This is a genomic window from Lentzea miocenica (assembly GCF_033949945.1).
In the GTDB taxonomy this organism is placed as follows: domain Bacteria; phylum Actinomycetota; class Actinomycetes; order Mycobacteriales; family Pseudonocardiaceae; genus Lentzea; species Lentzea miocenica.
On sequence record NZ_JAXAVW010000045.1, the window covers coordinates 1 to 12,140 of the forward strand.

Here is a 12,140-nt window from a genome sequence, read left to right on the forward strand (position 1 = left end):
AGCAACGCGTAGAACGCCACTGCGCCCGCGGTGGCGACGTTCAGGGAATCCACGCCGGACGACATCGGGATCCGCACGGCCACGTCGGCGGCGTCGATGGCTTCGTCGGTGAGGCCCGGGCCCTCGGAGCCCAGCAGCACGGCCACGCGGCGGCCACGCAGGCCTGCGTCCGCCAGGTGCGGGGCGGAGGCGCGCGGGGTCAGAGCGGCAACTGTGAACCCCTTGTGCCGCAACATGTTCAGCGCCGCGGGCCATTCATCCGTGGTAGCGAACGGCACGCGCAGCACGTGGCCCATCGACACCCGCACGCTGCGTCGATACAGCGGATCGCTGCATCCTGGGCCGAGAACCACGCCGTCCACGCCCAGGGCGGCGGCGTTGCGGAAGATCGAACCCAGGTTCTCGTGGTCGCCCACGCCTTCCAGCACGGCCAGGCGCTGAGCGGTGGAGACCAGCGCGTCCAGAGACACCGCCGGAGCGCGGTCGGCGGCGGCCAGCACACCTCGGTTCAGGTGGAACCCCACGACTGACGCCATCACCTCGGCGGACGTCACGTAGGCGGGAACGTCCAGGTCGGAGAGGTCCAACGCCTCGATCCGCCGCCGCACGCCGAGCAGGCCGCGCACCGGGTACGGCGAGGCCAGCAGGCGTTCCACCACCACGACGCCCTCGGCGATGACGAGACCTCGCCCTCCCGGCCGGTCAGGCCTGCGATCGGCCGTCGAGAGGTCGCGGAAGTCGTCCAACCTCGCATCGGCCGGGTCGTTGATCTCGATCACCTTCGCCACGCCGGAAGTTTCGCATCCTGCGTGAGGTGGAACAGGCGAGGTAGTCCGGAGGGCGGAACCGCGCACGCCCGACCAGCGGATGATCGCTGGTTGTTACCTCGACGTGACAGAGAGCACCGTTTTGGGCGATGTAAACAAGGTTTCCGCTGTGTCACGTTGGGCGTTCCGCCTGGCCCGCGCCCACCAGCGCCGAGCGAAGGGGTAGCGGCATGGGAAGTGAAGTGTCCAGCCGCACGTTCACCAGAGACGATCGCCAGCGTTATCGCGAGAAGATGCAGCGAAGTCTCGACGCATTGGCCACGATGTTGGCCGAAGACACATTTTCCTTTCCCCGTCGGCAGATGGGGCTCGAGATCGAGTTGAACCTCGTCGACGACGCGATGCGGCCGGCGATGGCGAACTCGGAGGTGCTCGAGAAGATCGACGACCCCTCCTACACGCTGGAGCTGGGACAGCAGAACCTGGAGATCAACGTCCCACCGCGCGAGCTCGCGGGCGGTGAGATGCTTGGACTGGAAGAGGAACTGCGCGCATCGCTCGACAACGCGGATTCGAAGGCCAACGACGTCGGCGCGAATCTGGCCATGATCGGCTTGCTGCCCACGTTGCGGGAGAGGCACTTCGACCGCAAGTGGCTCTCCGAGGCACCGAGGTACGCGCTGCTCAACGACACCATCTTCAAAGCCCGCGGCGAAGAGATGGTGCTGCACATGGAAGGTCCGGCGATGCCGGGCAAGAACCCGGAGAAGCTGCTCAGCTACGCCGAGTCGATCCTGCCGGAGGCCGCGTGCACATCGGTTCAGCTGCACCTGCAGGTCGAACCGACGCACTTCGCCGCGCACTGGAACGCCGCACAGTGCCTGGCAGGGGTTCAGGTCGCCATCGCCGCGAACTCAGCGTTCCTGCTGGGCAAAGCGCTCTGGCACGAGACCCGGATCCCGCTGTTCCAGCAGGCCACCGACACCCGCCCGGACGAGCTGAAGAACCAGGGCGTCCGTCCGCGCGTGTGGTTCGGTGAACGGTGGATCACGTCGATCTTCGACCTGTTCGAGGAGAACGTGCGCTACTTCCCCAGCCTGCTGCCGGAAACCGACGACGAGGACCCGATCGAGGCCCTCGAAGCCGGTGGCGCGCCTCGTCTTTCCGAGCTGCGCCTGCACAACGGCACGATCTGGCGCTGGAACCGCCCGGTCTACGACGTCGTCGACGGCGTGCCGCACCTGCGCGTCGAGAACCGCGTCCTGCCCGCGGGACCCACGGTGCTCGACACGATGGCGAACGCCGCCTTCTTCTACGGCACCCAGCGGGCACTCGCCGCCCAAGAACGTCCACTGTGGACTCAGATGTCGTTCCAGGCGGCCGAGGAGAACCTCTACACCGGCGCCAGGCACGGCATGCACGCCCAGCTGTACTGGCCGGGCATCGGCTGGATCCCGCCGGACGAGCTGGTGCTGCGCCGGCTCCTGCCGATGGCGCACGAGGGCCTGCGCGAGTGCGGAGTCTCCGACGAGGCACGCGAGCGCTACCTCGGGGTCATCGAGCAGCGCTGCCTCGCACGGCGCACGGGATCGTCGTGGCAGCGGGAAACCGTTGCGCTGCTTGAGGAACGTGGCCTGTCGAGGGATGCGGCCCTGAGCGGCATGCTCAAGCGGTACATGGAGCTGATGCACGCGGGCGAACCCGTGCACACGTGGCACGTGGGCTAGGACCGCAGCTTCTCCAGGAACGTCCCCCACACGGCCTTGGGCAGGCCGGCGTCAACGGCGCCGCCGGCCTCGTCCCCGCCGACGAACACCGCCACCGCGAGCTCCGGGGTGTACCCGGTCATCCACGCGTGCCTGGCCGGAGCCGGTTCCAGCGGCCACACACCGGCACGGCACGCCATGTAGAGATCGTTGCCGCAAGCGGGGTCATCCCTCAGCACCTTGGTGACCTGCTGAGCGATCTCCTTGCTGCGCACCGGATCCCGGTCGAACGCGGGCTGCGGCGTGTCCAGCGCCTGGTAGAGCGTCGCACCGTGCACGTCGGTGACGTGCGTGACGAAGTGGGCATCCCGGTGCACGCCGTCCGCGGCGAACGTCGCATGAGCCGACGCCAGGTCGAGCGGCCGCAGCCCGCCACCCGCACCGTCGAGCAACTTCGTCCGGGTGCCCGCGACGTCCGCGAACTCCGGCACACCGGCCCGATGCGCGATGGCGATCGCCCGTTGCGCGTCGCCCTCGCCGAGCGCCTTGCCCTCCTGCAGGCCCGCGACGGCGGTGAACGGGAAGAACACCGAACCGGGCTCCTTCACCACACCGCCCGCGAAGTCCACCGCGGGATCACCGCCCGGCGCATAGGCCCTCACCGCGCCACGGGCGGGATCGACAGCGGTCACCGAGGCCTTGGCCGCCGACCTCTCCCGCATGGCCGCCGCCGCGGCGGACTGCGCCCTCGCGTCGATCGTCGTCACCACGACGGCACCGGTGTTGCGCAGCTGGTCCAGCGACAACGACGCCCGCGTGGCGAGCTCCCGGACGATCTGCCTGACCAGCGGCGTCTCGGGTTCGCCTGACCGCCACAGCTCCGAGGCGTCCGCGTACTGCAGCACCACATAGCGTGGCTCCGGCTCGTCGAACCGTTCCCACACCACGGCCGCAACGGCACCAACGAGAACCAGCACACCCAGAACAGGAAGAAGTCGCCTCATCTGATCCCCCAGAACACGACGTCGGCCGGGGCACCGGCCTGGTCCACGAACACCGTGACCGCGAGCTGCGGCGTGTAGCCGGCCGTCCACTGGCGTGCATCAGGCACGCAGGCGACCCCGTTGCAGGTACGGCCGCGGCCGACCGTCGGCACTGCTCCACAGCCGGGAGCCGTCCGCGTACTGCAGGACGACCCCCAGCGACGGTGCCGGCGCGGGTCGCGGAGGTTCAGGCCTCAGCCACACCACCGCACCGACCAGCGCCGCGACCAGAACCAGCGCGCCGAAACTCGGCAGAAACCGCTTCATTGCTCCCCCAGAGCGTGAATCCCAGGGGACCGAATCTAGCGGCGGCGGCCCGACTTCAGGGGCGCTACGTCCGCACCGTCGTGGGAGATCCGGCATTCGTCCGGCGTCACGGCCTCGACGGCCAGCGTCAGCTCGCCCTTCACGCCCGTGTAGATCGACTCGCCGCGGGACGCCAGTGAGGCGTGCACCCGGTTCGAGTCGGTGAAGTCGCGCTCGTCCTTGACCCGCTTCTTGCCGGTCTCCTCCGGCCTGGTGGCGCTGCGGAGGTTGACCTCCAGCCACGCCGCGACCTCGGCGGGCGAGGTCAGCACTTCCTCAGGCGTGCGCTCGAGCCGGACCTGCCGAGGAGAAGCGTGGTCGAGGGACGTGTGCTCCACATAGGCGTGCCAGTGGGTGTTGCGCATTGACCAGGTCTGTTCGACCGGCCAGTCCTCCTCGGTGGTCATGAGTCATATCTTCCACCCTTAACACGAGGAAACGTGAGGAGGTCGCGAACGTTGATCTCGTGATCCACCCGCACGGCCGATGCGAGCCGCCGATCGTGCGTGACCAGCAACAACGTGCCCTCGTAATTTTCCAACGCCTGTTCCAGTTGTTCGATCGCAGGCAAATCGAGATGATTCGTAGGTTCGTCGAGCACCAAACACGTAGTGCCACGAGCTTGCAACAAGGCCAAGCCCGCACGGGTCCGCTCGCCCGGCGAGAGCTCCCTGGCCGGCCGCAGCACGGCGTCGGCGCCCAGCCGGAACTTGGCGAGCAACGTGCGCACCTCGACGTCCGGCAGCCCCGTCGCGCCGGCCACGATCCGCAACGCCGACTCGCCCGAAGCGAACTCGGCTCGAAGCTGGTCGACCTCGCCGACGACGACACCGGGCCCGATCGAGCGGTCACCGTCGATCAGCGGGACGCGGCCGAGCAGCGCGCCGAGCAACGTCGACTTGCCGGAGCCGTTCGGTCCGGTGATCCGCCAGCGCTCCCCGGCGCCGATCGTGAGATCGATCGGCCCGAGCGTCACGTCACCGCGGCTGACCACGGCCTGGCGCAACGTGAACGCCACCGAGCTGCCACGCCCGGCCGACGGCAGGGTGAGCCGCAGTTCCCACGCCTCGCGCGGTTCCTCGACCTCGTCCAGCCTGGCCAGCCGACGGTCCACAACGGACGCTTTCGCGGTCAGGCCCTCCGCTCCCCGCTTGTGCGCCGCACGGACGTTCTTGTCCGGCTCGTCGTTGCGCGCCTTGGCACTGGTCGCACGCCGCACGCCCTGCCGCGACCACTCCCTGACCTGGCGGCTGCGCTGCACCAACGAGTCGCGCTTGACCGAGTAGGCCTCGTACTCCTCCTGGGCCCGGCGGCCCGCGTTCGCCTTCTCCTCGACGTAGGCCTCCCAGCCGCCACCGAACACGGTGAGCTCGTGCGAGAACTCGTCGAGCTCGGCGATCGCGGTCGTGGTGCGCGCCAGGAACTCCCGATCGTGGCTCACCAGCACGATCGCGCCCGGACACCCGCTCACGTGGGACTCCAGGAGGTCGAGCCCGGTGGCGTCGAGGTCGTTCGTCGGCTCGTCGAGCAGCAACACGTCCGCCCGCGTCAGCAACACCGCCGCGAGCCTGAGCCGCGCCTGCTGCCCACCGGACAACTCGTCCGGCGCACGGCCGTCGAGCAGATCCGCAGGCAGCCCAAGACGTTCGCAGACGGCTTCCGCACGTTCGTCGAAGTCACCGGCACCGATCGCGGTCCAGTGGTCGAGCGCGTCCGGGTAGTCCTCGCCGCCACCTTCACCGAGCGCCTCGGCCGCCTTCTGCAACCAGTCTTCGGCTTCGGCGACGCCGGTGCGGCGGGCGAGGTGGTCGCGGAGCGACTCTCCAGCAACGTGGAGGGTCTCCTGCGTCAGGTGCGCGACGGTTCCGGTGCTTGAGACAGATCCGGTCTCCGGACGCAGCTCACCGGACAGCAGGCGCAGCAAAGTCGACTTGCCGACGCCGTTCGGTGCGATCAGACCGACGCGGTCACCAGGCGAAACATCGAAATCAACCTCCGAGATCACGGTCCTCGGACCGAACGACAGCGAAATGTTCCTGGCTGTCAGCACGGACACGCTTCCGACGTTACGTGCCCCCGCAACTGGCTAACTGGCCTTGTTGCCAGTAAGTTGCAAGTACCAAGTGATTGCAAATGGGGAGTTGTCATGGCCCAGTACGTGCTGCCGGATCTCGACTACGACTACGGCGACCTGGAGCCGGCGATCATCGGCGAGATCAACGAGCTGCACCACGGCAAGCACCACGCCGCCTATGTGAAGGGCGCGAACGACACGCTCGAGCAGATCGAGGAAGCCCGCGACAAGGAGTCCTTCGGCTCCATCGTCGGCCTCGAGACCACGCTGGCGTTCCATCTGGCCGGACACGCGCTGCACCAGGTGTGGTGGAAGAACCTCTCGCCCAACGGCGGCGACAAGCCGGTCGGCGAGCTCGCGGCCGCGATCGACGAGCACTTCGGCTCGTTCGACAAGTTCCGCGGTCAGCTCAACGCGGCGGCGTCCTCGATCCAGGGTTCCGGCTGGGGCATCCTCGCGTGGGAGCCGATCGGCCAGAAGCTGGTCACGCTGCAGCTCAAGGACCACCACTCCAACCTGTCGATCGCGACCACGCCGCTGCTCGCGTTCGACATCTGGGAGCACGCGTACTACCTGCAGTACCGCAACCTGAAGGCCGACTACATCTCGGCGCTGTGGAACGTCGTCAACTGGGAGGACGTCTCCGCCCGCTTCGAGGCGGCGCGCGCGGGCCAGAACGGCCTGCGGCTCGGCTGAGGGTTCAAGACTTCGGCGTTGGGTGCTCCGACAAAGCTTCCCGCTCGCCGAACACGACGAGGCCCCCGCTCTGCCCAGAGCGGGGGCCTCGTCCGTTCCCGAACTGACTGCCGCTCCCACCACGAAGCGACGAGACTTAGGTTAGCCTAACTTCGCTTCCTTGGGAAGCCCTCCTGATCAGACCCCTCGCGACCAGCTCGACCACGGTGGCGACAGCGGCCACCTCGACCGCGAGCAACGCGAGCAGGACCACGATTTGTAGTGCGCCGGCCTGCCAAACGGGAGCCCCGCCCAGGAGCATGCCCACAAAAGCGCCCGGAAGGGTGACAAGCCCGACCGTCCTGGTCTGGTCGAGCGGCGGCAGCAACGCCTCCGCCGCCGGCTGACGGATGAGAAACCGCGCCGCGGCAGGTTCCACGAACCCCAACGCCAGGGCAGCCTCGTACTCACCGTGGCGGTCCTTGAGGGTGTCGAGGGCTCTCCTGACCGAGAGGGTGGTCGCGGTCATCGCGCCACCGATCAGGATGCCGCCGACCGGGATCAGCGCGATGCCCTGGACCGGCAACAGTCCGATGGCGATCAGCAGGCCGAGCGCGGGCACGGGGCCGACCAGGATCGCGGCCGCCACCCACACGCCCTTGCGGCCGGTCTCGGTGCGGCGAGCCGAGGTCGCGGTGGCCACGATCGCCATGACGGCGAGGAACACGCCGGTGAGGCCCAGGTGCGTCAGCACGAACGTGATCACGGCGCTGACCGCGGCGAGTTGCAGCACAGCCCTCGCGGCGGCCGTGAGGAACGGCTGCGGCTTGGTCAGGCCCGTCGCCCAGGCCGTCGCCGCGGCGGCGGCCGTGAAGAAGAGGCAGACGACCAGCAGCCGGACCCAGTCGGTGGCGTCGATCATGGCGGTGATCACACCCGATCGTGCAGTTGCCAACAATGCTGAATAAGTTCAGAATTGCGAGGTGACTGTCAACGAAGTGCAGTGGAGCGAGCTGGCTCGCGACCCGAAGAGTGTCGCCGCCATCGCCGACCAACATGAAGTGCGCGTCAAGCGCCGCGACGGGGCCGATCTACTGCTGGTGCGGGCCGACCATCACCAGTACCGCCACAGCGCAGCTGTCACGGCGGCCCGCGCGATGCGTTCCGTGTTCCGGCATGCAGGCCCCGACGCCGTGGGGGATGCGTTGCTGGACGAGTTCCCTTGGATCGCGGTGCTCCCGAAATCTGACCGCGCGGAGTTCGTCCAGGAGTTCGTCCAGGCTATCCAAGCCTCCGCAGAGCTCGGCCAGTGGTCCCTGCTCGCGCAGGTCATGCACGAGTGGGCCAACACCGCGATCGTGCACGCGGACCCGGAGCTTCACCGCGCGCTCAGTGAGCCGACCTTCGGGGACTTCGGTCCTGTGCCGAACCCGATGGAGATGTGAGCTCTTGCCGGCAAAACGCGGCGCGCACATGACGCCGCCTCCACGTCCAGACGGTTATGCAGTCCGCTTCGGCACGACCGTGGCAGCGAAAGGTTGGGAGGAACTCTGCCGCACTGCGGCATCGAACGCTTGGGATGCGTGGGTTGTGCTGAGCGAGCACCCCACTTCCATCGTGAACCCGAACCGACAACACCTCCTCAAGGGAGATTTGCGGCACCACACACACGATGGCGTCGTGTTCGATCAATGGCAGTACGAGGTCACGTCTGCCGGCCGAATCTGGTACGTCGTCGATGAAGAGCGCAGAACCGTCTGGGTCACCTGGGCAGGCACCGGCCATCCGAAGCTGACCGGCTAGGCATCCTCAAGTCCCTGCTGGGCGGTCCGTGATCCCCGCCTCGCGGCCCGGCGTTGCCAGTAGAAGACTCCGTACCCGATGATCCCCAGCAGACCGCCGGACAGAGTCGTCCAGAGCAGGGTGCTGTTCGAGCGGTCGACGAGCAGAACGACGAAAAACCCGAGGAACCACAGCGCGGTACCGCCCAGCACCACCGGCACGGGATCGGCCAGCCGGTGAGGCAGCGGCGGCGGGTGTGGAGCGGGGTCGCGTTCGGACACATCGTAAGGAGAGCAGATGCTGGACGGGTTCTTCAAGATTTCCGAGCGCGGGTCGACCGTGGCGCGGGAAGTGCGTGGCGGTGTCGTGACGTTCTTCACGATGGCGTACATCGTCGTGCTGAACCCGCTGATCATCGGCAGCTTCGCGCCGACGGGGCCGGGAGCGCACCCGGACGTGCTGGGCAACATCCTGCCCGTCGGTCAGGTCGCGGCGGTGACGGCGCTGGTCGCCGGTGTGATGACCATCCTCTTCGGACTGATCGCGAACTACCCGTTCGCGCTGGCCACCGGCCTGGGCATCAACTCGTTCGTCGCCGTCAGCGTGGCCGCGAAGGTCAGCTGGCCGGAGGCCATGGGCCTGATCCTGGTCAACGGCCTCGTCGTGCTCCTGCTCGTGGTCACGGGCGTGCGGACCGCGGTGTTCAACGCCGTGCCGAACGAGCTGAAGGCCGCCATCGCGGTCGGCATCGGACTCTTCATCACCTTCATCGGCCTGGTGGACGCCGGTTTCGTGCGCCGGTTGCCGGACGCCGCGAACACCACCGTGCCGGTCGGACTGGGCATCAACGGGTCGATCGCGAGCTGGCCGACGCTCGTGTTCGTGGTCGGACTCGTGGTCACCGGTGTGCTCTTCGCGCGCAGGATCAAGGGCGCGATCCTCATCGGCATCGTGAGCACCGCGATCTTCGCGATCATCCTCGAAGCGCTCGTCAAGGCTGGGCCGTCCGCGGGCGTCAACGCCAAGGGCTGGAACCTCGGCTACCCCGCGCTGCCCGACCAGATCTTCGGCGTGCCGGACCTGTCGCTGCTCGGCGACGTGTCGTTCGGCGCCTGGACGCGGCTGCCGGCGCTGGTCGCGGCCCTCATCGTGTTCACGCTGGTGCTCACCGACTTCTTCGACACGGTCGGCACGATGACCGGCCTCGGCAAGGAAGCGGACCTGATCGACAAGGACGGCCAGCTGCCGAACGTGGGCAAGGCGCTGTTCGTCGACGGCCTCGGCGCGGTGGCCGGCGGCGCCGCGTCCAGCTCGTCGAACACCGTCTACATCGAGTCGGCCTCCGGCATCGCGGAAGGCGCGCGCACGGGTCTGGCGAACGTCGTGACCGGCGTCCTCTTCCTGCTCGCGATGTTCTTCACGCCGCTCTACGAGGTCGTCCCGATCGAAGCGGCGGCACCCGCGCTGGTGATCGTCGGCGCGCTGATGATGATGCAGGTCCGCGAGATCGACTTCAGCGACTTCACCATCGCGCTGCCCGCGTTCCTCACGATCGTGGTCATGCCGTTCACCTACTCGATCGCCAACGGCATCGGCGCGGGCTTCGTGAGCTACGTGCTGCTCAAGGCCCTGACCGGCCGCGCACGCGGAATCCACCCGCTGATGTGGATCGTGGCGGCCGCTTTCGTCGTCTACTTCGCGCTGGGTCCGATCCAGGCCCTGCTCAACTGACCTTTCGGCAGGAAACTATTTCGTGAGGTATGCTAACTACGTGGCGATCGATCAGCACGGACTGGCGAGCAGGCTGAGGCTTGCCGTCGTGCGCCTCAACCGTCGCCTGCGAGCACAGCGCACCAACTCGGCGGTGTCGCTGACTCAGGTGTCCGCGCTGTCCACACTGCACAAGTGCGGCCCGCTGACCCCGGGCGAACTAGCGGCCAAGGAAGGCGTCCAACCGCCGTCCATGACGCGAGTGATCGCCGCCCTGGAGGAGTTCGGCTTCGCCACGCGCAGCCCGCACCCCACCGACGGCCGTCAAGCCATCGTCGAGCTGACCAGCGAAGGCTTGTCGTACCTCGAAGACGAGATCACAGCCCGCGAAGCGTGGCTGGACAAGAGGCTCGCGGAGCTGCCACCCGAAGAACGGGAACTGCTCTCGCGCGCCGCCGAGATCATCGACAGGATGGCGGGGCAGTAAGGACGTGTCGGGTTACGCGGGTGGTGGAGCAGACAGTTCGCCACCTCGTCGTACCGGAATGTTCGGTTCCTTAGGCATATACAACTATCGCCTCTACGCCTCTGGCCAGATCATCTCGCTGGTCGGCGTGTGGATGCAGCGCGTAGCCCAGGACTGGCTGGTCCTGGAACTGACCAACGGCTCCCCCTTGGCCCTCGGCTTCGCCGCATCACTCCAGTTCCTCCCGGTACTGCTGCTCTCCATGTGGGGCGGCGTCCTCGCCGACCGCCTGGACAAGCGCAAACTCCTGCTCTGGCTCGAATCCGCCCTGGGCATCTGCGCACTGGCCCTGGGCATCCTGGACGTGACCGGCGTAGTGGAGCTCTGGCACGTCTTCGTGCTCTGCTTCCTGCTCGGCTGCTTCTCCGCAGTGGAAACCCCGGTACGCCAGTCCTTCGTGGTGGAAATGGTCGGCCGCGAGTCCCTGACCAACGCCGTGGCGATCAACTCGATGATGTTCAACCTCGCCCGCATCATCGGCCCGGCCATCGCGGGCGTCACGATCGTCGCCATCGGCACGGGCTGGGTCTTCCTGGCCAACGCCATCAGCTTCGTAGGCGTAGTAGGCGGCATCTGGCTGATGCGAACGTCGCAACTACAACGCTCCGACCCCCTACCGCGCGAAAAAGGCCAACTGCTCTCAGGCCTCCGCTACGTGAGAAGCCGCCCAGACCTCCTGACCGTGATGGTCCTGGTCTTCTTCATCGCCACCTTCGGCATGAACTTCTACATGACCCTGGCGATCATGGCCCGCAACGTCTTCGGCGGCGACGCCGACGCCTACGGCCTGCTCTCCACCCTGATCGCGGTAGGCACCCTGGCAGGCGCGACCTGGGCCGCCAGACGGAAAACCCCACGCCTGTCCGTCTTCATCGGCTCCGGCGTGGTCTTCGGCGTGCTGGAGATCGTGTCCGGCCTGATGCCCACGATGCTCCTGACCGGCCTGATGATGATCCCGGTCGGCATCGCGATGATGACCTTCAACACCACCGCGAACGCCACCATCCAACTAGCCGTGGAACCCGAGATGCGCGGCCGGGTGATGGGCATCTACATGCTCGTGTTCCTGGGCGGCAACCCAGTGGGCGGCCCACTGATGGGCTGGCTGGGCGAGATCAACGGCCGCGCGCCGATCATCATCGGCGGCGCAGTCTCGATGCTGGTGACGATCACCGCCTGGATCATCCTGACCAGGCGCGGCGACATAGCGAAGCCACGGCTGCGGCGGGCTCGTCGGGAGCCTGTCACAGCGGCTGCCTAGTCGTCGGGATCCCAGCCGTGCTTCCCCAGCTCGTCGTGGATCTCGTCCACCCGCGCCCGCAGACGCTTGACGGTCTCCTCGGCCCTGATCACATGGGTGGCGTACGCGACGTGCCGGCTCACCCCGGTCAGGGCCTCGACGACCAGCGCGAAGTTCCGGTTGCCGCACCCTTCCCAGAGCGCCGCCAGCACCACGTCGAGATCCTCGTCGGGAATGCCGTCCGGCCAGACCGCCCGCACCTGGTCGAGGATCTCCAGCAGCCACGGCTGGTCGAGCGACTCCTCGGCCAC

At 67.7% G+C, this 12,140-nt stretch carries 15 protein-coding genes; 7 read left to right on the top strand and 8 right to left on the bottom strand.

All coding sequences use genetic code 11. The features are described from left to right. On the bottom strand, nt 1–788 hold a 788-nt coding region (locus SK803_RS40195), incomplete at its 3' end, for a TrmH family RNA methyltransferase (RefSeq protein ID WP_319971454.1). Between the two features lie 209 nt (nt 789–997). On the opposite strand from SK803_RS40195, the gene SK803_RS40200 reads away from it, so the two are divergent. Then, nucleotides 998–2,494, top strand: coding sequence for a glutamate--cysteine ligase (locus SK803_RS40200; RefSeq protein WP_319971455.1), 1,497 nt, complete (start codon nt 998–1,000; stop codon nt 2,492–2,494). On the opposite strand, the gene SK803_RS40205 is transcribed toward SK803_RS40200, so the two are convergent. The 4 genes from SK803_RS40205 to SK803_RS40220 all read right to left on the bottom strand — a co-directional run bounded on the left by SK803_RS40205 (nt 2,491) and on the right by SK803_RS40220 (nt 5,878). Then, on the bottom strand, nt 2,491–3,450 hold the full coding sequence (locus SK803_RS40205; RefSeq protein WP_319971456.1) for a hypothetical protein: 960 nt from the start codon (nt 3,448–3,450) through the stop codon (nt 2,491–2,493). The two genes, SK803_RS40200 and SK803_RS40205, sit on opposite strands and share 4 nt — an antisense overlap. Nucleotides 3,451–3,576: 126 nt before the next feature. Beyond that, nucleotides 3,577–3,783 (bottom strand): hypothetical protein, encoded by a 207-nt coding sequence (locus SK803_RS40210; protein ID WP_319971457.1) that lies wholly within the window; start codon nt 3,781–3,783, stop codon nt 3,577–3,579. Nucleotides 3,784–3,818: 35 nt separating this feature from the next. Further along, nucleotides 3,819–4,229 (bottom strand): hypothetical protein, encoded by a 411-nt coding sequence (locus SK803_RS40215; RefSeq protein WP_089949907.1) that lies wholly within the window; start codon nt 4,227–4,229, stop codon nt 3,819–3,821. Beyond that, entirely contained in the window at nt 4,226–5,878 is a 1,653-nt protein-coding gene (locus SK803_RS40220; protein WP_319971458.1) for an ABC-F family ATP-binding cassette domain-containing protein, read from the bottom strand. Before SK803_RS40220 ends, SK803_RS40215 begins: the two co-directional genes overlap by 4 nt. Nucleotides 5,879–5,968: 90 nt before the next feature. Between SK803_RS40220 and SK803_RS40225 the strand changes: the two genes are divergently transcribed. Continuing rightward, nucleotides 5,969–6,592: a superoxide dismutase gene (locus SK803_RS40225; RefSeq protein ID WP_319971459.1), complete on the top strand. Its 624-nt coding sequence runs from the start codon at nt 5,969–5,971 to the stop codon at nt 6,590–6,592. Nucleotides 6,593–6,728: 136 nt separating this feature from the next. Here the strand turns inward: SK803_RS40225 and SK803_RS40230 are convergent, their stop codons facing one another. Next, entirely contained in the window at nt 6,729–7,493 is a 765-nt protein-coding gene (locus SK803_RS40230) for an ABC transporter permease (RefSeq protein ID WP_319971460.1), read from the bottom strand. Between the two features lie 61 nt (nt 7,494–7,554). Here SK803_RS40230 and SK803_RS40235 point away from each other — a divergent pair, with 61 nt between their 5' ends. Together SK803_RS40235 and SK803_RS40240 are read left to right on the top strand one after the other, a co-directional pair. Continuing rightward, nucleotides 7,555–8,016, top strand: a complete 462-nt coding sequence (locus SK803_RS40235) for a DUF6247 family protein (RefSeq protein ID WP_319971461.1) — start codon at nt 7,555–7,557, stop codon at nt 8,014–8,016. 4 nt (nt 8,017–8,020) lie between these two features. Next, nucleotides 8,021–8,374 (top strand): hypothetical protein, encoded by a 354-nt coding sequence (locus tag SK803_RS40240; protein WP_319971462.1) that lies wholly within the window; start codon nt 8,021–8,023, stop codon nt 8,372–8,374. On the opposite strand, the gene SK803_RS40245 is transcribed toward SK803_RS40240, so the two are convergent. Then, entirely contained in the window at nt 8,371–8,634 is a 264-nt protein-coding gene (locus SK803_RS40245; RefSeq protein WP_319971463.1) for a DUF2530 domain-containing protein, read from the bottom strand. The genes SK803_RS40240 and SK803_RS40245 overlap by 4 nt on opposite strands. A gap of 16 nt (nt 8,635–8,650) precedes the next feature. On the opposite strand from SK803_RS40245, the gene SK803_RS40250 reads away from it, so the two are divergent. Genes SK803_RS40250 through SK803_RS40260 form a run of 3 tightly spaced genes read left to right on the top strand, consistent with a single transcriptional unit; the run spans nt 8,651 to nt 11,850 of the window. Beyond that, a complete protein-coding gene (locus tag SK803_RS40250; protein WP_319971464.1) occupies nt 8,651–10,084 on the top strand; it encodes an NCS2 family permease in 1,434 nt (477 codons plus the stop codon). Between the two features lie 40 nt (nt 10,085–10,124). Further along, nucleotides 10,125–10,550 carry a MarR family winged helix-turn-helix transcriptional regulator gene (locus SK803_RS40255; protein ID WP_406601654.1) on the top strand — a complete coding sequence of 142 codons (426 nt, stop codon included), beginning with the start codon at nt 10,125–10,127 and terminating at the stop codon, nt 10,548–10,550. Between the two features lie 4 nt (nt 10,551–10,554). Further along, nucleotides 10,555–11,850: an MFS transporter gene (locus tag SK803_RS40260; protein WP_406601655.1), complete on the top strand. Its 1,296-nt coding sequence runs from the start codon at nt 10,555–10,557 to the stop codon at nt 11,848–11,850. On the opposite strand, the gene SK803_RS40265 is transcribed toward SK803_RS40260, so the two are convergent. Further along, on the bottom strand, nt 11,847–12,140 hold the full coding sequence (locus SK803_RS40265; protein WP_319971465.1) for a hypothetical protein: 294 nt from the start codon (nt 12,138–12,140) through the stop codon (nt 11,847–11,849). The two genes, SK803_RS40260 and SK803_RS40265, sit on opposite strands and share 4 nt — an antisense overlap.

Coding starts and splice junctions, on each gene's coding strand:
- SK803_RS40200 (WP_319971455.1), top strand. CDS start 998: ATGGGAAGTGAAGTGTCCAGCCGCACGTTCACCAGAGACGATCGCCAG.
- SK803_RS40210 (WP_319971457.1), bottom strand. CDS start 3,783: ATGAAGCGGTTTCTGCCGAGTTTCGGCGCGCTGGTTCTGGTCGCGGCG.
- SK803_RS40215 (WP_089949907.1), bottom strand. CDS start 4,229: ATGACCACCGAGGAGGACTGGCCGGTCGAACAGACCTGGTCAATGCGC.
- SK803_RS40225 (WP_319971459.1), top strand. CDS start 5,969: ATGGCCCAGTACGTGCTGCCGGATCTCGACTACGACTACGGCGACCTG.
- SK803_RS40230 (WP_319971460.1), bottom strand. CDS start 7,493: ATGATCGACGCCACCGACTGGGTCCGGCTGCTGGTCGTCTGCCTCTTC.
- SK803_RS40250 (WP_319971464.1), top strand. CDS start 8,651: ATGCTGGACGGGTTCTTCAAGATTTCCGAGCGCGGGTCGACCGTGGCG.